Source organism: Rathayibacter rhapontici (assembly GCF_001995175.1).
Classification (GTDB): domain Bacteria; phylum Actinomycetota; class Actinomycetes; order Actinomycetales; family Microbacteriaceae; genus Rathayibacter.
The window spans coordinates 41,564-61,912 of the sequence record NZ_MUKN01000017.1 but is presented as its reverse complement, the minus strand read 5'-3'; the positions used below and the strand labels follow the sequence as shown (position 1 = coordinate 61,912).

Here is a 20,349-nt window from a genome sequence, read left to right as displayed (position 1 = left end):
GTCCGTCCGCCTCGCCGCCCTGCGCGACCGGCTCGTCGCCGGCGTGCTCGAGGCGGTCCCCGGAGCGACGCTGACCGGCCCCGCCGTCGACTCCGGCCGCCGCGTCGCGAACAACGCTCACTTCGCCTTCCCCGGCGCGCAGGGCGACTCCCTCCTGCTGCTGCTCGACATGGCGGGCATCTCGGTCTCCACCGGGTCGGCGTGCACGGCGGGCATCCCCGAGCCCTCGCACGTGGTGATGGCGCTGGGGCGGAGCGAGGACGAGGCGCGCGGAGTGCTGCGCCTGACCCTCGGCCGCACGACGACCGAGGCCGACGTGGACGCGGTGCTCGCGGCGCTGCCCGGGGCCTACGCCCGCGCGGCCCGCGCCGGCCTCTCGAACCGGTCCGTCCTGCCGACGGCCTGAGCGGGGACTGCGCCGTCCGCACGAGCGCTCGTAGACTCGGACGGTGAAGGTTCTCGCGGCGATGAGTGGTGGAGTGGACTCGGCGGTGGCCGCGGCCCGGGCGGTGGACGCGGGGCACGACGTGGTCGGCGTGCACCTCGCGCTCAGCCGGATGCCGGGCACGCTCCGGACGGGCAGCCGCGGCTGCTGCACGATCGAGGACTCGATGGACGCGCAGCGCGCGGCCAACGTCCTCGGCATCCCCTACTACGTGTGGGACTTCTCGGAGCGCTTCAAGCTCGACGTCGTCGACGACTTCGTGGCCGAGTACTCCTCGGGCCGCACCCCGAACCCCTGCATGCGCTGCAACGAGCGGATCAAGTTCGCCGCACTGCTCGAGAAGGCGCTCGACCTCGGATTCGACGCGGTCTGCACGGGCCACTACGCCTCCCTCGTCACGCTGCCCGACGGCGGGCGCGAGCTGCACCGGGCGAGCGACGAGGCGAAGGACCAGTCCTACGTGCTGGGAGTCCTGACCGCCGAGCAGCTCGCGCACTCGATGTTCCCGCTCGGGACCACGCCGTCGAAGGCCGTGGTGCGCGCCGAGGCCGCCGAGCGCGGACTGAGCGTCGCGAACAAGCCCGACAGCTACGACATCTGCTTCATCCCCGACGGGGACACCCGCGGCTGGCTGTCCGAGCGGGTCGCTCCGGAGCCGGGCTCGATCGTCGACCGCGACGGCGCGGTCGTCGGTGCGCACGAGGGCGCCCACGGCTACACGGTCGGTCAGCGCCGAGGCCTGCACCTCGGAGTGCCGGCGCCCGACGGCCGCCCCCGCTTCGTGCTCGAGGTGCGGCCGAAGTCCAACGAGGTCGTGGTCGGGCCGCGCGAGGCGCTGCGGATCGGGCGGATCGCCGGTTCCCGGTTCACCTGGGCGGGAGCGCCTCCGGAGGACGCGGCGACGCCCTTCCGCTGCGACGTGCAGATCCGCGCGCACGCCGATCCCGTTCCGGCCTCGGCCGTGGTGTCGGAGGTCGATGGCAGTGTCGAGCTCGTGATCACCCCCGACTCCCCGCTCGACGGCGTCGCCCCCGGGCAGACCGCGGTCGTCTACCTCGGCACGCGCGTCCTCGGCCAGTGCACGATCGACCGCACCGTGGCCGCCGATCTCGGAGCCGCCGACCTCGTAGCCGCCGACCTCGCGGGTGCCCGTTGATGGCCGCCGACGAGGCCGTCGCCGCCCGGGTCGACGAGCTGCGCGAGCGGATCCGCTCCGCGAGCGAGAACTACTACGCGGCCGACGCCTCCGTCCTCTCGGACGCCGAGTACGACTCGCTGGTCCGCGAGCTCGCCGCCCTCGAGGCCGAGCACCCCGAGCTCGCCGCCGAGGACTCGCCGACCCGCACCGTGGGAGGCGTGGTCGCGGCCGGCCTCGATCCGATCGACCACGCCGAGCGGATGCTGTCGCTCGACAACGTGTTCTCGGCCGACGAGCTGCGCGAGTGGTGCGAGAAGACCGTCGCCTCGGCCGGCCGCGAGGTCGCCTGGCTGACCGAGCTCAAGATCGACGGTCTCGCGATCTCCCTCCATTACGAGAACGGCCGTCTCGTCACCGCCGCCACCCGCGGCGACGGCCGGACGGGGGAGGACGTCACGGTCAACGCCGTGCGCCTGGCCGGCATCCCCGAGCAGCTCTCCGGGGAGGGCCACCCCGCCCTGGTCGAGGTGCGCGGCGAGGTGTTCATCCCGGTGAAGGCCTTCGCCGAGCTCAACGCACTCCAGGAACGGCTTCGCGAGGAGGCCGTCGCGGAATCGCGCGCCCGCTGGGCGGCGCGACCCGAGGCCACCCGCAAGCCCTTCGAGGAGGAGCGGGCCCGCGACAGCGCGCTGCGCCGCTTCCCGACCTTCGCCAACCCCCGCAACGCGGCGAGTGGAGGGCTCCGCCAGCAGCTCGACAAGAAGTCCGGGCTCGACCTGCGCGCCGGTGAGGCGCGCGTGCAGTCGCTCGCGCTCTACGTGCACGGCATCGGAGCGTGGCAGGATCCGCCGGTGTCCTCCCAGTCGGACGTGTACGGCCTGCTGGACTCGTGGGGGCTGCCGGTCAGCGCGCACAACCGGGTCTCCGCCTCCGTCGACGAGGTCGTCGCCTTCGTCGAGCAGTACGGGCGCGAGCGCCACTCGGTCGAGCACGAGATCGACGGAGTCGTCGTCAAGGTCGACGAGCTCGCCCTCCACGACGAGCTCGGTGCGACCAGCCGCGCGCCGCGCTGGGCCATCGCCTACAAGTACCCGCCCGAGGAGGTCCACACGAAGCTCCTCGACATCGTCGTGAGCGTCGGGCGCACCGGGCGGGCCACTCCCTTCGCCGTGATGCGGAAGGTGAAGGTCGCCGGATCCGAGGTCCGCCAGGCCACCCTGCACAACGCCGACGTGGTGAAGGTCAAGGGCGTGCTGATCGGCGACACCGTGGTCCTGCGGAAGGCCGGCGACGTGATCCCCGAGGTGCTCGGGCCGGTCGTCGAGCTGCGCGACGGCAGCGAGCGCGAGTTCGTGATGCCGACGTCGTGCCCCGAGTGCGGCACGACCCTCGCCCCGTCCAAGGAGGGCGACGTCGATCTGCGCTGCCCGAACGCCGAGTCGTGCCCGGCGCAGGTGCGCGGGCGCGTCGAGCACATCGGCGGCCGGGGAGCCCTCGACATCGAGGCGCTCGGCGAGGTGAGCGCCGCCGCGCTGACCCAGCCGCTCGTCCCCGCGGAGCCGCCGCTGCGCACCGAGGCCGGGCTCTTCGAGCTCACCCTCGCCGACCTGTTCCCGATCGAGGTCGTCGTCCGCGACTCCGAGACCGGTCTCGAGAAGCTCGACGCCGCGGGGCGGCCCAAGGTCGTCCGGCCCTTCCAGCGCAAGCGCCAGATCGCGAAGGACGGCCCGTTCGCTCCCGACGCGGACGTGTTCGCGGGGGACGAGTCGTCCGTCCCGTCCACCAACGCCACCCGGCTGATCGAGAACATCGACAAGGCGAAGACCAAGGAGCTCTGGCGGCTGCTCGTCTCGCTGAGCATCCGGCACGTCGGGCCCGTCGCGGCCCGCGCTCTCGGGGGCTACTTCGGCTCGCTCGACGCGATCCGCGCGGCGAGTCGCGACGAGCTCGCGGCCGTCGACGGAGTGGGCGGCATCATCGCCGACGCCCTGCTCGACTGGTTCGAGGTCGACTGGCACCGCGAGATCGTCGATCGCTGGGCGGCCGCGGGAGTGCGCTTCTCGACGCCGGGACACCCCGGTCCGGGCGCCGCCGAAGCGGCGGGAGGGGTGCTCGCCGGGCTCACCGTCGTCGCGACGGGGTCCCTCGAGGGGTACTCGCGCGAGGGCGCGCTGGAGGCGATCATGCAGGCCGGCGGCAAGGCGGGCTCCAGCGTCTCGAAGAAGACCGACTACGTCGCAGCGGGTCCCGGTGCGGGCAGCAAGCTCGGGAAGGCGGAGCAGCTGGGCGTCCGCATCATCGACGCCGCGCAGTTCCACCTGCTGGTCACCGAGGGGCCCGCGGCGATCGCCCGCCCGAGGAGGACGCCGGGTCCTCCGACCCCGTCGAGGCCGAGCCCGACGCCGCGGAGTCGTCCGACGAGTCCTGACCGCGCGAGCCCGCGCTCGGCCGCACCGCGGCTGGCGGCCCGGCCCGGAGCCGCTCGGTACACTGGACGCCGCATCCTCACGAACCACCGATGGAGACGTATGTCCGAGATCACGGCCGAGACGGTCGCCCATCTGGCCCAGCTGGCCAGGATCGACCTCACCCCGGAGGAGATCCAGAACATGACCCGGGAGCTCGGCCAGATCGTCGACTCCGTGGCCGCCGTCCAGGCCGTCGCCACCCCCGACGTGCCCGCGACCAGCCACCCCATCCCGCTCGAGAACGTCTTCCGCCCGGACGTCGTCGGCGAGACCCTCACCCGCGAGCAGGCCCTGTCGGGTGCCCCCGAGCACGACGGCAGCCGCTTCCAGGTGTCCGCGATCCTGGGGGAGGAGCAGTGAGCGCCCACGGAGCGGAGATCATCCGCCTGAGCGCCTCCGCGCTCTCCGAGAAGCTCGTCGACGGATCGATCTCGTCGACGGAGGCGACCCGTGCGCACCTCGACCGCATCGCGTCGGTCGACTCCGCCGTGCACGCGTTCCTGCACGTCGCCGAGGAGGCCGCCGTCGGCACCGCGGCCGACATCGACCGCCGCCGCGCGGCCGGCGAGTCCCTGCACCCGCTGGCGGGCATCCCGCTGGCCGTCAAGGACGTCATCGTCACGAACGACATGCCGACCACGAGCGGGTCGAGGATCCTCGAGGGCTGGCGTCCGCCGTACGACGCGACGGTCATGACGAAGGTCCGCGCCGCCGGCCTCGTGCCGATCGGCAAGACCAACATGGACGAGTTCGCGATGGGCTCGACGACCGAGCGCTCCGCGTACGGCCCGACCCACAACCCGTGGGACCTCGACCGCATCCCCGGCGGCTCGGGCGGCGGCTCGGCCGCGGCGGTCGCGAGCTACGAGGCCCCGCTCGCCCTCGGCTCCGACACCGGCGGCTCGATCCGCCAGCCCGCCCACGTCACGGGCACCGTCGGCGTCAAGCCGACCTACGGCGGCGTCTCGCGCTACGGAGCGATCGCACTCGCCTCGAGCCTCGACCAGATCGGCCCGGTCTCCCGCACCGTCCTCGACTCCGCCCTCCTGCACGACGTCATCGCCGGGCACGACCCGCGCGACTCCACCTCCCTCCGCGACACGTGGCCCTCCTTCGCCGACGCGGTCCGCCGCGCCGAGGTGAAGGGGATGCGCATCGGCGTGCTCAAGGAGCTCGACGGCGGCGAGGGCTTCCAGCCCGGCGTCCTCGCGCGCTTCCACGAGGCGCTGGCGGTGCTCGAGAAGGCCGGAGCCGAGATCGTCGAGGTGAGCGCCCCGAGCATCGAGCACGCGGTCGCGGCCTACTACCTGATCCTCCCGGCCGAGGCCTCCAGCAACCTCGCGAAGTTCGACTCCGTCCGCTTCGGCCTCCGGGTCACCCCGAAGGGCGGCGGCACGGTCGAGCAGGTCATGGCGGCCACGCGCGAGCAGGGCTTCGGCCCGGAGGTGAAGCGCCGCATCATCCTGGGCACCTACGCCCTGTCGGCCGGGTACTACGACGCCTACTACGGCAGCGCGCAGAAGGTGCGCACTCTCGTGCAGCGCGACTTCGACCGCGCCTTCGCCTCGGTCGACGTCATCGCCTCGCCGACCGCGCCGACCACCGCCTACCGGCTCGGCGAGAAGCTCGACGACCCGCTGGCGATGTACCGCGGCGACATCGCGACGATCCCGGCGAACCTCGCCGGCATCCCCGGCATCTCCGTCCCCGCGGGGCTGGCCGATGAGGACGGGCTGCCGGTCGGCATCCAGTTCCTCGCTCCGGCCCGCGAGGACGTCCGCCTCTACACCGTCGGCGGAGCGCTCGAGGCCCTGCTCGAGGAGCACTGGGGTCACCCGCTCCTCGCGAAGGCCCCCGATCTCGCTCCCGCCGAGCAGTTCGCCTCCGAGGAAGGTGCCGTCTGATGGCTTCCGCGCACACGTCCGTCCCCGAGCTCATGGACTACGACGAGGTCTTCGAGCGCTTCGAGCCGGTCCTCGGCTTCGAGGTGCACATCGAGCTCAACACGAAGACCAAGATGTTCTCGGACGCGCCGAACGAGTTCGGCTCCGAGCCGAACACGAACGTCACCCCGGTCGACCTCGGGCTCCCGGGCTCGCTCCCGGTCGTCAACGAGCAGGCCGTGCGCTACTCGATCAGCCTGGGGCTCGCCCTCGGCTGCTCGATCGCGCCGTCGAGCCGCTTCGCCCGGAAGAACTACTTCTACCCGGACCTCGCGAAGAACTACCAGATCTCGCAGTTCGACGAGCCGATCGCGTTCGAGGGCTCGGTCGAGGTCGAGCTGGCCGACGGCACGCTCGTCGACATCCCCATCGAGCGCGCGCACATGGAGGAGGATGCGGGCAAGCTCACTCACGTCGGCGGCTCCACCGGCCGCATCCAGGGCGCCGAGTACTCGCTCGTCGACTACAACCGCGCGGGTGTGCCGCTCGTCGAGATCGTCACGAAGCCGATCTTCGGAGCGGGTCGGAACGCGCCGGAGTTCGCCAAGGCGTACGTGGCGACCATCCGCGACATCGTCCTCGCCCTCGGCATCTCCGACGCGAAGATGGAGCGCGGCAACCTCCGCTGCGACGCGAACGTCTCCCTCCGCCCCTGGGGCCAGGAGAAGCTCGGCACCCGTACCGAGACCAAGAACGTCAACTCGCTCCGCTCGGTCGAGCGCGCCGTGCGCTACGAGATCCAGCGCCAGGCGGCGATCCTCGCCGCGGGCGGCACGATCACGCAGGAGACGCGCCACTGGCACGAGGACACCGGCCGCACCTCCGCCGGCCGCCCCAAGAGCGACGCCGACGACTACCGCTACTTCCCCGAGCCCGACCTGCTCCCGGTCGTTCCCGCACCCGAGCTGATCGAGGAGCTGCGCGCCGCGCTCCCCGAGAAGCCCGCCGCCCGCCGTCGGCGCCTGAAGGCCGACTGGGGCTTCACCGACCTCGAGTTCCAGGACGTCGCCAACAGCGGCCTGCTGGTCGAGATCATCGACACGGTCGCGGCCGGAGCGACGCCCCAGGCCGCCCGCAAGTGGTGGACCGGTGAGGTCGCCCGGCTCGCGAACGCGGCAGGGCAGGACCCGGCCGCCCTGGTCACGCCGACGCAGGTCGCCGAGCTGGCCGGTCTCGTCGAGAGCGGCACGCTGACCGACCGGCTCGCCCGCGAGGTGCTGCAGGGCGTCGTGGCCGGCGAGGGCTCGCCGCAGGAAGTGGTCGACGCCCGCGGGCTCGCCGTCGTCTCGGACGACGGTGCGCTCATCGAGGCGATCGACACCGCGCTCGCCTCGCAGCCCGACGTCCTCGCGAAGATCCGCGACGGCAAGGTGCAGGCGGCCGGAGCCGTCATCGGCGCGGTCATGAAGGCGATGAAGGGCCAGGCCGACGCGGCCCGCGTCCGCGAGCTCGTGCTGGAGCGCGCGGCCGGCTGAGCCGGTGCGCGGGGAGCGGAGGAGACGGTGAGCGAGCAGCCCGACGACTCCGTCCCCCCGCGGCTCGACCTCCCCATCGGAGCGTTCCTGCGGCCCCTGGTGTCGAGTGATGCCGACCTCCTCGGAGCGGCGATCGGCGAACGCCGCGCCTGGCTCGAGGCGCTCCTCCCCGAGGGGTCCGATCCGCCCGACGACGCGGGAGCCCTGCGGATCGTGGAGAGGGGCTCACGCGCCGGGCGGGCGCACGCGTTCCTCCTCGTCGACGACTCCTGGGTCACCGTGCTGGGCGCTCTGAGCGTCGTGCCCGGTGAGTCGCGCACGGCGACCGCGTCCTGGTGGGTCCTCCCGGAGCTGCGGGGATCGCGCACCGAGGAGGAGTTCGACGCGTTCGCGCGCCGCTGGCTCCTGACCCGCTGGCCGTTCGACTCGGTGGAGACCCCGGACAACCACCCCGAGGATCCGGCGGCCCTGGCCGGAGCGAACATCCTCGCGGTTCTGCCCGATGCGCCGCAGCGCACGCCCCTGCCGGAGCCCGACCTCGACGCCGCGCGACGGCTCTGGTCCGAGTACCCGGGCTCCGGTCCGCATCCGCTGCCGCCGGTCGAGTCCTTCGGCGACTCCGTCGAGCTGGCCGACGAGCTGCTCGCGCTGGTCGGGCGCGGAGTGAAGACCGCGACCGCGTCCTCGGTCGGCGTCGACCCGGTTCCCGCGGCCGGCGATCACTGGATCGTCTGCGACGGAAGCGGCGCACCCCGGCTCGTCCTGCGCAGCGACGAGGTGCGGGTCGGTCCGCTCGACTCGGTCGACGACGCCTTCGCCTGGGCCGAGGGGGAGGGGGATCGCACCCGCGAGTCGTGGCTGTCCGGGCACCGGCGCTACTTCGCCCGCGAGAACCCCGAGTCGTCGCTCGACGAGATCGTGTTCGAGCGCTTCCGCGTCGTCTGGCCCCGGGCCGCCGCCGATCGCGCCGCCGCCTTCGCCTCGAGCGCCGCTGCCGTGCGCTCGGTCTGAGTCGCGCGCGGGTCTCCGGGTCCTGCGCCCTCACTCTCGGGGGTTCCCCGGATGCCGCTCTCAGCAGCGCTGCGACAGAGTGGAGGCATGGCCACTCTCACTCGCCCCCGTCGGGGCACGATCATCGCCGGCGTCTGCGCCGCGCTCGCCCACCGCTTCGGCTGGAGCCCCTTCCTCGTCCGGCTGCTCTTCGTGCTCTCGTGCCTCCTCCCGGGCCCGCAGATCATCGCCTACCTCATCATGTGGATCGTCATCCCGAAGCAGAAGTGACTCCGCGCTCCCCTGTGGAGCGCACTCTGAGCGCACGCTCAGGAGTCGCGGGTGCGAGAGTCGTAGCGTGATCCTGAGCGACCGCCCGCCCGCGGCGCCGAGGAGGAGATCATGGGATTCCTGGACCGACTGCTGGGACGCGAAGAGCCCGCCGAGAACGCGCGACGCGACTCGGGACGCACGGACGGGCAGCAGCCCGCCTACGGCACTCCGCCCGGGCGCTCCGCCCGCAGCGAGGACGAGATCGCGATCGAGCGCTACCGCTACCTCCTGCGCACGGCGCCGCCCGAGGCGCTCGAGCAGGTGCACCGCGAGGCCTTCGAGCAGCTGACCCCGGAGCAGCGCAAGCAGGTCTTCCGCGAGCTGAGCGAGGGCGCGCCCGTGGGCGACGCCCCGCGGAGCGACGACCCCCAGGCGCTCGCCCAGTCCGCGACCCGCAGCGAGCTGCGCCAGCCCGGCTTCATGGAGCGCCGGTTCGCCGGCGGAGGCGCGGGCGGGATGGGCTTCGGCGGCGTCCTGGCGTCGTCCATGCTCGGCACGATCGCCGGATTCGCGATCGGCTCGGCGATCGCCGGTGCGTTCCTCCCGGACGCCGGCGGCGAGTACGCCGGCGGCGAGGGCAGCGACGGCGAGGCGGGCGCGGACGGCGGCGACGCCGGTGGCGACGCGGGAGGCGACGCGGGAGGCGACTACGGCGGAGGAGACTACGGCGGAGGCGGTGACTTCGGCGGGGGCGACTTCGGCGGCGGCGACTTCGGCGGCGGCTTCGACATGTGACCCCACGACCGAGCCCCCGGCCCGCGGAAGCGGGACCGGGGGCTCGGTGCTGTCCGAGGTGCTCGGCTCAGCTCTCGTCGAGCAGCATCGCCTTCACCTCGCGGCGCAGCACCTTGCCGATCATGTTGGTCGGCAGCTCGTCGATCACGACGATCCTCCGCGGCACCTTGTAGGGCGTGAGCGCCTCGCGGACCAGCGCGCGCGCCTCCGACTCGTCGAAGTCGGCACCGGGCTCGAGGACGACGGCGGCCGCGACCAGCTCGCCGGTGCGGGCGTCGGGGAGGCCGACCACCGCGGCGTCCCGGACCGAGGGGAGCCGGCGCAGGACCTCCTCGACCTCGGACGGAGCGACGTTGAAGCCGCCGGTGATGATGAGCTCCTTGATGCGGTCGACGAGGCTGATGAAGCCGTCCTCGTCCATCGTGGCGATGTCGCCGGTGCGGAACCAGCCGTCCGCCGTGAACGAGTCCGCCGTCTCCTGCGGCTTCCGGTGGTAGCCGCGGAACACCTGCGGGCCCCGGACCACGAGCTCGCCCTGCTCGCCGGGAGCGACGTCGACGGACGGGTCCTCCGGATCGACGATGCGCACGTCGGTGCCGGGCAGCGGGAGGCCGACGGTCCCCGCACGCCGGGCGGGTCCGACGGGGTTCGCCATCAGGACCGGCGAGGTCTCGGACAGGCCGTAGCCCTCGACGAGGGTCCCAGCCGTCTCCTTCTCGAAGCGGGCCACGAGCGCGGGGTCCAGCGGCATCGCCCCCGAGATGGCGATCTCGATCCCCTGCAGTGACACGCCCTTCTCGCGGGCCCGCGCGGCGAGCCGCTCGGCGATCGGGGGCACGGCCGGCAGGAACGTCGCGGGGTGCTTGCGCACGACCTTCAGCACGAGGTCGGGATCGAACTTCGGGAACAGCACCAGCCGTGCTCCCATGCTCATCGCGAAGGTGAGGCAGAGAGTGAGGCCGTAGGCGTGGAACATCGGCAGCACCGCGTAGACCACGCAGTCGCCGCGACGCACCGTCGGCACCCAGGCGCGGGACTGCGCGGCGTTGGCCGTCAGATTGCGGTGCGTGAGCTCCGCGCCCTTGGGCGTGCCGGTGGTCCCGCTCGTGTACTGGATCACCGCGAGGTCGTCGGCGGTCGGACGGGGGTGGGCGGGATCGATCCTGCGACGCAGCAGCGAGTCCCACTCGACCGCGCCGCGCACGGGTCCGGTGAGGGCCGCCCGGGATTCGCGCGCCTTGCGGATCGGCAGACGGAGGGCCGCGCGCATCGGCGCGGGCATCGCCCTGGTGAGGTCGACGGCCACGACGGTCTCGACCCCGAGATCGGCCGGCAGGTCCTGCACGAGAGGGACGACGCGGTTCCACGAGATCGCGACGCGCGCGCCGTGGTCCTCGAACTGGTGCCGCAGCTCCCGCGGCGTGTAGAGCGGATTGTGCTCGACGACCACCGCTCCCAGGCGCAGCACCGCGTAGAAGGCGACCACGTGCTGCGGGCAGTTGGGGAGGATCAGGGCGACCGGGTCGCCCTCGCGGACGCCGAGCCGGCGGAGCCCTTCGGCGACGCGCTCCACGTCGTCGGCGAGCTGCGCGTAGCTGGTCGAACGGCCGAAGAACTCGAGCGCGACCTTCTGGGGGTACTGGGCCGCCGACTCCGTCACGATGTCCAGGAGCGAGCCCTCGGGGGGCTCCAGCTCCGTCGGCACTCCGGGTGCGTAGCTGCGGATCCAGGGACGGGGCGCGGGGCTGCTCACCCGCACCACTCTAGGCGCACGGGCCGGCGCCGCCCCTCGGGCGGGCGCCGGCCGACGGCGTCAGGCGCGGGCGACCGCGTCCTCGACGGGTACGTCGCCCGAGACGAGCTCCCACGTCCGTCCGATGGACGAGGGCTGCTCGAGCACCGCGACGACCACGGCCGCGACGTCCTCGCGCGGGATGCTGCCGCGCTCGACCTTCTCGCCGAGAGCGACGCGGCCGGTGCCCTCGTCGGTCGTGAGACGCCCGGGCGCAGGATGGTCCAGTCGAGGTCGGTGGACCTCAGTGCGGTGTCGGCGTCGCGCTTGGCCTCGACGTAGGCGCGCCAGACCTCCTCGGTGTCCTCGGCCAGCGGCTCGTCCACGCCGATCGCGCTGATCTGCACGAAACGGCGGATGCCGGCGGCGACCGCAGCCTCCTGGCTGAGCACGGAGGCGCCCAGGTCGACGGTCCGCTTGCGCTCGATCCCCGAGTCGGGGCCGGCGCCGGCCGTGAAGACGAGGGCGTCGACGCCCTCGAGCAGCGCCGCGAACGCCTCGGCGCTCGAGCTCTCGAGGTCGTGGACGAGCGGCTCGCCACCCAGGCGGACGATGTCCTCGGCGTGCTCGGGGTTCCTGATCACTCCGACGGACTCGTGCCCGGCGTCGTACAGCAGGTGCAGGATCTGCTGGCCCACCTTGCCGTGGGCTCCGATGACGGCGACTCGTGTCATGCGTGTTCCTCTCCTCGGCGGGGCTCGAGCCCCGGTGCTTCCTCCGCCGCGGCGGCGGTCGCCCCATCCTGCACTCGGCGGATGGGAGCGGCGTTCAGGCTGCCAGGCGGTCGTCCCGCCCGGTCACGGCGAGCAGGCGCGTCTGCAGCGGCGCGTCGTCGCCGACGGGGACGGGAGCGGCGAACAGCCCGCTCGCGCGCAGCGTCTCCTCCTGCGGCGCGAACAGCTCCCAGACGGCCGCCACGAGCTCCTCGTCCAGCGTCTCGTCGGTCCCGGTGGCGCGGGCGAGGTCCCAGGCGTGGATGGTGCGTCCGACACCTGCTCCCTGACCAGCTCGAGCGCCGTGACGGAGTCGCGGCCGAGCCGGAGGACGGTCTCGGGTCGGGCTGCGGAGGCCGCTCTGCGCGTGTCGGCCGTCACGCGGCTCCACTCGCTGCCGACCGGCTCGAGGCGGATCGGGGACTCGTCGCCGCCGGACAGCAGGGTGTGCGCGCGCTGCTGCTCGCGGACGACGTGCAGCACCAGCGCGCGGGTGTCCCACTCGGTGTCGGGGGTGGGGGCCGACCAGTCCACGACGGCGGACAGCCGGCTCTCGAAGGCGGTGTGCGCGCGCTGCTGCAGCTCGAGCCAGCGGCTCATCTCGGTGGCGGTGGGGGAGGCGGGCTCGTGCGTCATGTCTTCTCCGGAGCGTCGTCGTCGGTGCTCGGGACAACCCGGTTCGGGGCCGGGCCATTCCCGCGGCGGGCGAGCGCCTCGTCCCCGCTCGCCGCCGAGCACCGTGTCGGTGGTGCGTGCGAGCATGGCGGAGACGGCATCGGCAGAGGGCGAGCAGGACGGCACGTGAGCAAACAGGACGGAAGCGGTCGGCAGGTCACGCTCGACCCCGTCGACGATCCGGGCGCCAGCATCCTGCACATCGACATGGACGCGTTCTTCGCCTCGGTCGAGCTGCTCGAGCGGCCCGACCTGCGCGGCCGCCCGGTGATCGTCGGGCACATCGGCTCCCGCTCCGTCGTGACCGCGGCGACCTACGAGGCGCGGCGCTACGGGGTCAACTCGGCGATGCCCATGGCCGTCGCACTCCGCCGCTGCCCGCAGGCCGTCGTGCTGGAGCCGCACATGGACCGCTACCGCGAGGCGTCCCGCCGGGTCATGGCGATCTTCGACTCCTTCACCCCGCTCGTCGAGCGGCTGAGCATCGACGAGGCGTTCCTCGACGTGGCCGGCGCGCGCCGCCTCTCGGGCACGCCCTTCGCCATCGGCACCGCGATCCGCGAGCGCGTCCACTCCGAGCTCGGCCTCACCTGCTCCGTCGGCATCGCCAGCACGAAGTTCGTCGCCAAGCTCGCCTCCGGCCGCTCCAAACCCGACGGCCTGCTCGTCGTGCCGTCCGACGGCGTGCGCGAGTTCCTCGATCCGCTGCCCGTGAGCGCACTCTGGGGCGTCGGAGCGAGCACGGAGGAGGCACTGCTGCGCCGCGGGCTGACCACCGTCGCGGACGTCGCCGCGACTCCCTTGACCGTCCTGATCTCCTCCCTCGGCGAGGCGACGGGCCGCCGGCTGCACGCACTGTCGAACGGAGTGGACCCGCGTCCCGTCGACACCCGCGTGGTCGAGAAGAGCGCCGGCCACGAGATCACGTTCGCCGACGACGTCGCCGATCCCGAGCTGGTGCGCCGCGAGCTGCTGCGGCTCTGCGACAAGGTGGCGGTGCGCCTGCGTCGCGGCGGAGTGCGCTGCCGCACGGTGGCGGTCAAGGTGCGCTTCGGCGACTTCAGCACCCTCACCCGCTCCCGGACGCTGCCCGAGGCGACGGACGTCGCGCGGGTGCTCTACGAGGCGTCGTCGGCTCTGCTGGAGGCGGCGAATCCGCTGCGCCGTCCGGTGCGCCTAATCGGCGTGCGCGGCGAGCAGCTCGTCGACGGCGACGAGGTCGCCTTCTCGCTCTGGAACGACTCCGACGACTGGCGCGACGCCGAGCTGGCGGTCGACGGAGTCGCGGCTCGCTTCGGCTCGGGGGCGGTGCGACCCGCCTCGCTGCTGGCCCGCTCTGCGCCGGAGTCGGCGAAGGGCATCGACATCAGCGACACGCTCGCTACGCGGAGCCGATCGTCAGACTGACGGGGCGGTGGTCCGATCCGTTCGGCGGCAGGACCTCCACCGTCGCTGCCGGCACGCCGTCCGTGAGGGCGTGGTCGAGGCCGACGAGGGGGAGGAGCGACGGCCACGTCGCGGGGAACCCGATGCGGGAGGTCCGCACGAGCCCGGCCTGCTCGAGCACCGGGGCGAGCAGGTGGTCGTCGGTCGCCGTGTTGAAGTCGCCCACGACGAGAGTCCTCGGGGACTCGTCCGCCGCGAGGGCATCGGCCAGACCGGCGAGTGTCGCATCGCGCTCCTCGTGGTCGCCGAGACGGAACGAGGCCAGGTGCACGACGAGGAGCCGGGTCGTCCCCACCGTCGTGCCGATGTCGACCGCGAGCGCGCGGTCCCAGCCGAGCCCCAGGTCCAGCGGCTCGCCGTTCGAGAGCACCTCGCGGCTCCAGAGCCCCACCGTTCCGACGACGTAGGAGTGCGGATAGGCCTCCGACAGCTCGTCGTCGACCGCGTCGCGGGCGTCGTCGGTCAGCTCCTGCAGCGCGATCACGTCGGGCTCGCGAGCGGCGAGCTCCGCCGCGACGGCGCCCGCCTCGCCGCTGCCCCCGATGTTCTGGCTGACGACCGTGAACGAGCCGGAGCGCACCGCCGGTGCCGGCACGGCGACGGGCAGGACGAGGACCCCGTAGACCATCGCGAGCACCGTCGCGGCTGCTCCGGCGCCCCGCGAGCGCAGCGCCACGGCCGCCGCGACGAGCAGGAGCACCGCGAGCCCGGACCACGGGATCGCGGTCTCGACGACCGAGAGCCAGCCCGCCGCCTCCGGAAGCGCGCGGTGGAAGGCGAGGAACGCCGCGAGTCCCGCGCTCGCCAGAGCGACCACGGTCGAGCGGACCGGACGGCGTCGGCGGGGGCGGGAAGGCATCCTCGATCATCGCATCGGCTCCGCCGACCGGGATGGGGGAGTGCTGTGCGCGCCCGCGCGGCGGTTGTCGGCGCCGAGAGCCGCGGAGTAGCGTTCGGACATGCCCAACATCGCCGTGTCCCTGGCCGACAAAGTCACTTCCGCGGGTACCGCGACGATCTACGGGGAGCCCGTGAGCGTCGACGGCGCCACGATGGTCCCGGTCGCTCTCCGCTGGTTCGGCTTCGGCGGAGGCAGCGGATCCGAGGAGGGTCAGGAGGGCGGCGGTGGCGGCGGCGGCGGCGCGGTCGTGCCGATCGGCGCCTACATCAAGGACGACCTGGGCCTGCGCTTCCAGCCGAACATCGTGTCGGTCCTGGCCGTCGGCATCCCGTTCGTGTGGGTGACCGGCAAGGCGCTCGCGCGCATCGTGCGCGCTCTGAAGAAGTAGGGGCGGTCAGCGCGTCCGGACCGGGCGCGCCGTGAACCAGGTCGTCTTCGTGCGGCCGAATCCGACGACGAGTCGCTCCGCGTCGGCCGGGCGTCGCGGGTCGTACACGACGACGACGGGTTCGCCCGCCATCCACGCGTCGCCCCGGCGCTGCGGCGTCTTCAGTGCGCGCCGCTCCTCGCCGTTCTCGAGGCGGTAGGCGACCAGCAGACGCCCGGCCCGGGAGTCCGCGTCGTCCGCGAGCACGCGCCCGGGGACTCGTCTGCCCCGTGCCAGCAGCTCCCGGCGGAGGCGCCGTCGGCGCTGATGGACGAGCACCTGCAGCAGCAGGAGCAGCAGAACGGCGAGAACGACGACCACCGACCACAGCATGCTGTCTATGATTGCTGACGAACACGGGAGTCCGGTGCACCGGACTGAGAGGAAGGCACGCAGCCTTCGACCGTCGAACCTGATCTGGGTCATGCCAGCGAAGGAACGTTTCGATCTCCTCTTAATACCCGTGCCCTCCATTCGCATCCACGAAAGGGCACGTCAGTGCAGAACACCATCACCCCCTCCGCCCGCACCGCGCCGCGCCGCGACCTCCGCTGGCGTGTCGTCGACATCGTCGTGGCGAGCGTCGTCGCCGTCGCGAGCGGCATCGTCTTCTGGGCCTGGGGCCTGGCGACGAACGTCCTCGGCGTCGCGTTCGAGTTCCTCCCCGGGCTCGGCGGGATCCTCGGCGGCGGCTGGCTCTTCGCCGGCGTCCTGGGCGGTCTCATCATCCGCAAGCCCGGTGCGGCGCTCTACACCGAGCTGCTCGCCGCGGTCGTCTCCGCGCTCATCGGCACGCAGTGGGGCTATCTGGTCCTGCTCTCCGGACTCGTGCAGGGTCTGGGCGCCGAGCTGATCCTCGCCCTGTTCCTCTACCGGAGCGGCCGGCCGATCGTCGCGCTCCTGGCCGGCGCGGGGGCCGGGCTCGCGCTCGCGATCAACGACCTCCTCCTCTGGTACGTCGGGGTCGACGGGCTCTTCGCCACCGTCTACGTCGTGTCCTCGATCGTGTCCGGCGTCGTTCTCGCGGGACTCCTCCCGTGGCTCGCGGTCCGGGCGCTGGCCGCCTCCGGTGCGCTCGACCGGTTCGCCTCGGGACGCGAGGGCCGGGTGATCGACGGAGCGCCCGCGGGCGCCCGATGAGCGGCGCGGCGGTCTCGGCCCGCGGATGGAGCTGGCGGCACGCCGGGCGCTCCCGCTCCGCCGTGACCGGTCTCGATCTCGAGATCGGTGCCGGTGAGCGGGTCCTCCTGCTCGGACCCTCCGGAGCGGGGAAGAGCACCCTGCTGCACGCTCTCGCCGGCGTCCTCGGCGGCGAGGAGGACGGCGCGTCGACCGGTGAGCTGACCCTGGACGGGGAGGCGCCGATCCGTCGACGCGGAGTCGCGGGCCTCGTGCTCCAGGACCCGGATACGCAGGCGGTGCTCGCCCGCGTGGGTGACGACGTGGGCTTCGCCTGCGAGAACCTCGGTGTCCCGGCGAGCGCGATCCCGGAGCGGGTGCGGCAGGCGCTCGACGACGTCGGGCTGGACGTCGCGCTGGACCGCTCCACCTCGGCGCTCTCGGGCGGCCAGAAGCAGAGGCTCGCCCTCGCCGGTGTCCTGGCGATGCGACCCCGACTCCTGCTGCTGGACGAGCCGACCGCGAATCTCGACCCCGAGGGGGTCCGCGAGGTGCGCGATGCGGTCCAGCGCAGCACGGCGCGCACCGGGGCGACCCTCGTCGTCGTCGAGCACCGGGTCGACGTCTGGGTCGATCTCGTCGATCGGATCGTCGTGCTCGGCTCGGACGGCGAGGTGATCGCCGACGGCGCGCCGTCGGCCGTACTCGTGGAGGCCCGCGCGGTCCTGGAGGCCGCCGGAGTGTGGCTGCCCGGGGAGCGCCCCGCGCGCCGCCCGGGCCCGGACGGTGCAGCTCCTCCGGCGCTGCGCACCGTGGATCTGTCCATCGCGCGACCGCTCTTCGGGGTCCGCCGTCCGCCCCGCGTCGCCAAGGGACTGAACGTCGAGATCGGGCAGGGCCGGGTCACCGCCGTCCTCGGGCCCAACGGAGCGGGCAAGTCGACCCTCGCGCTGACGCTCGCAGGGCTCCTCGAACCGGCGGCGGGCGAGGTCGTCGCCTCGGGCGAGGTCCGGGCCGGCGCGTCGCCGCATCCGCACCGCTGGCGCTCGAGGGAGCTCGCGGACCGCATCGCGATGGTCTTCCAGGAACCGGAGCACCAGTTCCTGACGGCGCGCGTGCGGCAGGAGCTGCACCTCGGCGCCCGCGACGAGGCGGAGCGCTCCCGCGCCGACGCGATGCTCGAGCGGCTCGGGCTGTCCGCCCTCGCCGACGCCAATCCGTTCACGTTGTCCGGCGGGGAGAAGCGGCGGCTCGCCGTCGCCTCCGCTCTGGTTCGCCGGCCGCGGGTCGTGGTGCTCGACGAGCCGACCTTCGGCCAGGACCGTCGCACCTGGGACGTGGTCGTCGACCTGCTGGCCGAGCTGCGCGCGGACGGCCGCGCGATCCTCACCGTCACGCACGACGAGCACCTCGTCGACGCGCTCGCCGATGCGGTCCTGCCGCTCGGCGCTCCGCAGGAGGTGCGCCGGTGACCCTCCTCGACGCCCTGCCCGCCCGCGGGAGGATCGCCCGGGCGAACCCCGTGGCGAAGCTCCTCGCGAGCCTCCTGATCGCGATCGTCCTGGTCCTCACCCTCGACGCGGTCTCGGCGGCGACGGCGCTCGCCCTGGAGCTTCTCGTGCTGCCGTTCGCTGGGCTGCGCCTCGGCGACCTGCTCCGCCGCACGGCCCCCGTGCTGATCGCGGCGCCCCTGGCAGGGATGACGACCGTGCTCTACGGACGCGACAGCGGGGCGGTGCTCGCCGAGTTCCTCTTCGTCAGCGTCACCGACGGCTCCGTCGCGCTGGGTGGTGCGATCACCCTCCGCGTGCTGGCCATCGGGCTCCCGAGCGTCGTGCTGATCGCGACGACCGACCCGACGGACCTCGCCGACGGACTCGCGCAGATCCTGCGCCTGCCGTCGCGGTTCGTGCTGGGCGGCCTCGCCGGCATGCGGCTCGTGGGCCTGCTCGTCGAGGACTGGCGGACGCTGTCGATGGCGAGACGCGCCCGCGGAGTCGCCGACGGCCGCGGTCCGGTCCAGGCTCTCCGCAGCCTCGCGGGTCGCACGTTCTCGCTCCTGGTGCTCGCGATCCGGCGGGGGAGCCGGCTCGCGACCGCGATGGAGGCGAAGGGCTTCGGAGCGGAGACGCCGCGGACCTGGGCGAGGACGTCCCGCTTCGGCGGAGGCGACGCCCTGCTCGTGCTCGGCGGAGCCGCGATCGCGGGCATCGCGGTCACTGCGGCCGTCCTCGCCAACACGTGGAGCTTCGTGCTGCGTGGGTGAGACGCTGCTGACCCCCCGGGTCGCCCGCGCGCTGGCCCGCCGGATCGTCGAGCGACGCGCTCGGACCGTGCTCGTCGACGGTCCGAGCGGATCGGGCAAGTCGACCTTCGCGGTCGACCTGCTCGCCCGCATCCGCGCGACCGCCTCCGCACCCGAGGCCGCCCTCGTGCGGATGGACGACCTGTACCCGGGCTGGTCGGGCCTGGATCGCGCTGCCGGCGAGGTCTCCCGCGACCTCGTGCGCCCGCACGCGCTCCACGGGACGGGCAGCTGGCGGCCCTGGAACTGGGCGAGCGGGACGTCGGCGGGGCGCGTCGTGGTGCGCCGTTCGCTGCTCGTCGTGGAGGGCTGCGGTGCCGCCACCGCCGCGAACCGGGCGGTGGCCGACCTCACGATCTGGATCGAGACGGGTGACATCGAGAGGCGCCGCCGCGCACTCGCCAGGGACGGCGAGCTCTTCGAGTCGCACTGGGACGAGTGGGACGAGCAGTTCCGGCGCTACCGGCTGCGCGAGCAGCCCCGAGACGGCGCCGACGTCGTTCTCGACACGGGCTGCTGATCGCGGCTCAGGCCCAGCCGAGCTCGTGCAGCCGATCGTCGTCGATCCCGTAGAAGTGGGCGATCTCGTGCACGAGGGTCACGTGGATCTCGTCGCGCAGCTCGTCGAGCGTCTCGCAGGCGGCGAGGTGGGGCTCGCGGAACAGGACGATGCGGTCGGGCATCTCGCCGAAGCCGTAGCGCTCGCGCTCGGTGAGCGCCACGCCGTCGTACACCCCGAGCAGATCCAGCGAGCCGTCCTCGGGGCGGTCCTCGACCACGAACACCACGTTGTCGAGCCCGTCGACCATGTCGTCGGGGAGCTCGTCGAGCTCGGCGACCACGAGCCGTTCGAACTCGGCCTCGTCCAGTTCGAGCATCGTCGCCTCCGATATGGGAAAAGGCCCGGAGTCGCGACGACTCCGGGCCCTCCTGGGGTGAGTAACGGGGCTCGAACCAGACACTCTCGTGTCGGTCAAGGCCGCACTACCCCGGAAATCCGCGGGAGTCGTACGAACGGGCATGTCAAAGACCTTAGTCGCTTCTTTGACATTTGGGGTCAGGATGTAGGCGTGCCTACAGGGATCGCGTCGAGGTAGACGCTGAGTAGATGTGGGGTAACACCGAGCTCGATGCACCACTCGCCCGGGTCGTTGCGCCAGCGGCGCAAGTCGTCGAGGCGGTCAGGATCGATCAATCTTCTTGCAGCCGTGCGATCGGCGTAGAGCTCAAGGCGGGGGAGTAGCAGTCCGACATCCCGGTGACGGGCCTCGGCGTGCGCCGCTTCGTGTGCGAGGACGCAACGAAGGTGGATCTTCTTGAGCCGGGGACGTACAAGTACGGTTCGGATGTCGTCCACGTACAGCCCATTCGCCGAGCGAAGCGGGTACGAGAGGACGGGGACGCCGAGGCGGAAGAGGTGCTCCTCCGGGTCGTAGTTCGCCAT

Annotated in this window: 21 protein-coding genes and 1 riboswitch; of the genes, 14 read left to right on the top strand and 7 right to left on the bottom strand. The window is 73.0% G+C overall.

From position 1 onward, the window contains the following. The 8 genes from B0T42_RS07525 to B0T42_RS07490 all read left to right on the top strand — a co-directional run. Positions 1-406: aminotransferase class V-fold PLP-dependent enzyme (locus B0T42_RS07525; protein ID WP_139344448.1), on the top strand; the 406-nt coding region annotated here is incomplete at its 5' end. A 43-nt stretch (positions 407-449) separates the two neighbouring features. Beyond that, the gene (mnmA, locus tag B0T42_RS07520; protein ID WP_236720174.1) at positions 450-1,601 is read left to right on the top strand and encodes a tRNA 2-thiouridine(34) synthase MnmA; all 1,152 of its coding nucleotides are present in this window, start codon (positions 450-452) and stop codon (positions 1,599-1,601) included. Further along, positions 1,601-4,411 carry an NAD-dependent DNA ligase LigA gene (gene ligA / locus B0T42_RS07515; protein WP_077222616.1) on the top strand — a complete coding sequence of 937 codons (2,811 nt, stop codon included), beginning with the start codon at positions 1,601-1,603 and terminating at the stop codon, positions 4,409-4,411. Before mnmA ends, ligA begins: the two co-directional genes overlap by 1 nt. Then, entirely contained in the window at positions 4,408-5,955 is a 1,548-nt protein-coding gene (gatA, locus tag B0T42_RS07510; protein ID WP_077222615.1) for an Asp-tRNA(Asn)/Glu-tRNA(Gln) amidotransferase subunit GatA, read from the top strand. The genes ligA and gatA overlap by 4 nt, the downstream gene beginning before the upstream one ends. Beyond that, complete coding sequence (gene gatB, locus B0T42_RS07505; protein WP_077222614.1) at positions 5,955-7,469, top strand: Asp-tRNA(Asn)/Glu-tRNA(Gln) amidotransferase subunit GatB; 1,515 nt, start codon at positions 5,955-5,957, stop codon at positions 7,467-7,469. The genes gatA and gatB overlap by 1 nt, the downstream gene beginning before the upstream one ends. 27 nt (positions 7,470-7,496) lie before the next feature. Beyond that, positions 7,497-8,480 carry an ASCH domain-containing protein gene (locus tag B0T42_RS21165; RefSeq protein ID WP_236720173.1) on the top strand — a complete coding sequence of 328 codons (984 nt, stop codon included), beginning with the start codon at positions 7,497-7,499 and terminating at the stop codon, positions 8,478-8,480. A gap of 87 nt (positions 8,481-8,567) precedes the next feature. Continuing rightward, positions 8,568-8,750 carry a PspC domain-containing protein gene (locus B0T42_RS07495; protein ID WP_077222613.1) on the top strand — a complete coding sequence of 61 codons (183 nt, stop codon included), beginning with the start codon at positions 8,568-8,570 and terminating at the stop codon, positions 8,748-8,750. 111 nt (positions 8,751-8,861) lie between these two features. After that, the gene (locus tag B0T42_RS07490) at positions 8,862-9,527 is read left to right on the top strand and encodes a hypothetical protein (protein ID WP_077222612.1); all 666 of its coding nucleotides are present in this window, start codon (positions 8,862-8,864) and stop codon (positions 9,525-9,527) included. Between the two features lie 67 nt (positions 9,528-9,594). Here the strand turns inward: B0T42_RS07490 and B0T42_RS07485 are convergent, their stop codons facing one another. The 3 genes from B0T42_RS07485 to B0T42_RS07475 form a co-directional block, all read right to left on the bottom strand. Further along, a complete protein-coding gene (locus B0T42_RS07485) occupies positions 9,595-11,286 on the bottom strand; it encodes a long-chain-fatty-acid--CoA ligase (RefSeq protein ID WP_446737361.1) in 1,692 nt (563 codons plus the stop codon). After that, the gene (locus B0T42_RS07480) at positions 11,277-11,993 is read right to left on the bottom strand and encodes an NAD(P)H-binding protein (protein WP_236720172.1); all 717 of its coding nucleotides are present in this window, start codon (positions 11,991-11,993) and stop codon (positions 11,277-11,279) included. Before B0T42_RS07480 ends, B0T42_RS07485 begins: the two co-directional genes overlap by 10 nt. 123 nt (positions 11,994-12,116) lie before the next feature. Next, positions 12,117-12,668, bottom strand: a complete 552-nt coding sequence (locus B0T42_RS07475; RefSeq protein WP_158078068.1) for a maleylpyruvate isomerase N-terminal domain-containing protein — start codon at positions 12,666-12,668, stop codon at positions 12,117-12,119. 165 nt (positions 12,669-12,833) lie between these two features. Here B0T42_RS07475 and dinB point away from each other — a divergent pair, with 165 nt between their 5' ends. After that, complete coding sequence (gene dinB, locus B0T42_RS07470) at positions 12,834-14,114, top strand: DNA polymerase IV (protein WP_077222611.1); 1,281 nt, start codon at positions 12,834-12,836, stop codon at positions 14,112-14,114. Here the strand turns inward: dinB and B0T42_RS07465 are convergent. Further along, positions 14,089-15,012: an endonuclease/exonuclease/phosphatase family protein gene (locus B0T42_RS07465; protein WP_077222610.1), complete on the bottom strand. Its 924-nt coding sequence runs from the start codon at positions 15,010-15,012 to the stop codon at positions 14,089-14,091. The genes dinB and B0T42_RS07465 overlap by 26 nt on opposite strands. Positions 15,013-15,112: 100 nt before the next feature. Between B0T42_RS07465 and B0T42_RS07460 the strand changes: the two genes are divergently transcribed. Then, positions 15,113-15,442 carry a hypothetical protein gene (locus B0T42_RS07460; RefSeq protein WP_077222609.1) on the top strand — a complete coding sequence of 110 codons (330 nt, stop codon included), beginning with the start codon at positions 15,113-15,115 and terminating at the stop codon, positions 15,440-15,442. A 6-nt stretch (positions 15,443-15,448) separates the two neighbouring features. On the opposite strand, the gene B0T42_RS07455 is transcribed toward B0T42_RS07460, so the two are convergent. Beyond that, positions 15,449-15,814, bottom strand: coding sequence for a DUF3592 domain-containing protein (locus B0T42_RS07455; RefSeq protein ID WP_077222608.1), 366 nt, complete (start codon positions 15,812-15,814; stop codon positions 15,449-15,451). A gap of 14 nt (positions 15,815-15,828) precedes the next feature. Beyond that, a riboswitch (TPP riboswitch) is annotated at positions 15,829-15,937 on the top strand. 42 nt (positions 15,938-15,979) lie between these two features. Here B0T42_RS07455 and B0T42_RS07450 point away from each other — a divergent pair. The 4 genes from B0T42_RS07450 to B0T42_RS19130 are packed head-to-tail and all read left to right on the top strand — an operon-like array spanning position 15,980 to position 19,425. Beyond that, positions 15,980-16,621: an ECF transporter S component gene (locus B0T42_RS07450; protein WP_077222607.1), complete on the top strand. Its 642-nt coding sequence runs from the start codon at positions 15,980-15,982 to the stop codon at positions 16,619-16,621. After that, positions 16,618-18,072: an ABC transporter ATP-binding protein gene (locus B0T42_RS07445; protein WP_077222606.1), complete on the top strand. Its 1,455-nt coding sequence runs from the start codon at positions 16,618-16,620 to the stop codon at positions 18,070-18,072. Before B0T42_RS07450 ends, B0T42_RS07445 begins: the two co-directional genes overlap by 4 nt. After that, a complete protein-coding gene (locus B0T42_RS07440) occupies positions 18,069-18,866 on the top strand; it encodes an energy-coupling factor transporter transmembrane component T family protein (protein WP_077222605.1) in 798 nt (265 codons plus the stop codon). The genes B0T42_RS07445 and B0T42_RS07440 overlap by 4 nt, the downstream gene beginning before the upstream one ends. Next, positions 18,859-19,425 (top strand): nucleoside/nucleotide kinase family protein, encoded by a 567-nt coding sequence (locus B0T42_RS19130; RefSeq protein ID WP_094742704.1) that lies wholly within the window; start codon positions 18,859-18,861, stop codon positions 19,423-19,425. Before B0T42_RS07440 ends, B0T42_RS19130 begins: the two co-directional genes overlap by 8 nt. Before the next feature lie 7 nt (positions 19,426-19,432). On the opposite strand, the gene B0T42_RS07425 is transcribed toward B0T42_RS19130, so the two are convergent. After that, on the bottom strand, positions 19,433-19,783 hold the full coding sequence (locus tag B0T42_RS07425) for a metallopeptidase family protein (RefSeq protein WP_077222602.1): 351 nt from the start codon (positions 19,781-19,783) through the stop codon (positions 19,433-19,435). A gap of 179 nt (positions 19,784-19,962) precedes the next feature. Next, complete coding sequence (locus tag B0T42_RS07420; RefSeq protein WP_077222601.1) at positions 19,963-20,349, bottom strand: hypothetical protein; 387 nt, start codon at positions 20,347-20,349, stop codon at positions 19,963-19,965.

What these genes read in the sequence shown, in the direction of transcription:
- B0T42_RS07420 (WP_077222601.1), bottom strand. Translation starts at nt 20,349, where the DNA reads ATGGCGAACTACGACCCGGAGGAGCACCTCTTCCGCCTCGGCGTCCCC.
- gatB (WP_077222614.1), top strand. Translation starts at nt 5,955, where the DNA reads ATGGCTTCCGCGCACACGTCCGTCCCCGAGCTCATGGACTACGACGAG.
- B0T42_RS07445 (WP_077222606.1), top strand. Translation starts at nt 16,618, where the DNA reads ATGAGCGGCGCGGCGGTCTCGGCCCGCGGATGGAGCTGGCGGCACGCC.
- ligA (WP_077222616.1), top strand. Translation starts at nt 1,601, where the DNA reads ATGGCCGCCGACGAGGCCGTCGCCGCCCGGGTCGACGAGCTGCGCGAG.
- B0T42_RS07490 (WP_077222612.1), top strand. Translation starts at nt 8,862, where the DNA reads ATGGGATTCCTGGACCGACTGCTGGGACGCGAAGAGCCCGCCGAGAAC.
- B0T42_RS07475 (WP_158078068.1), bottom strand. Translation starts at nt 12,668, where the DNA reads ATGACGCACGAGCCCGCCTCCCCCACCGCCACCGAGATGAGCCGCTGG.
- B0T42_RS07480 (WP_236720172.1), bottom strand. Translation starts at nt 11,993, where the DNA reads ATGACACGAGTCGCCGTCATCGGAGCCCACGGCAAGGTGGGCCAGCAG.
- B0T42_RS07495 (WP_077222613.1), top strand. Translation starts at nt 8,568, where the DNA reads ATGGCCACTCTCACTCGCCCCCGTCGGGGCACGATCATCGCCGGCGTC.
- B0T42_RS07455 (WP_077222608.1), bottom strand. Translation starts at nt 15,814, where the DNA reads ATGCTGTGGTCGGTGGTCGTCGTTCTCGCCGTTCTGCTGCTCCTGCTG.
- B0T42_RS07465 (WP_077222610.1), bottom strand. Translation starts at nt 15,012, where the DNA reads ATGCCTTCCCGCCCCCGCCGACGCCGTCCGGTCCGCTCGACCGTGGTC.
- B0T42_RS07425 (WP_077222602.1), bottom strand. Translation starts at nt 19,783, where the DNA reads ATGCTCGAACTGGACGAGGCCGAGTTCGAACGGCTCGTGGTCGCCGAG.
- B0T42_RS07460 (WP_077222609.1), top strand. Translation starts at nt 15,113, where the DNA reads ATGCCCAACATCGCCGTGTCCCTGGCCGACAAAGTCACTTCCGCGGGT.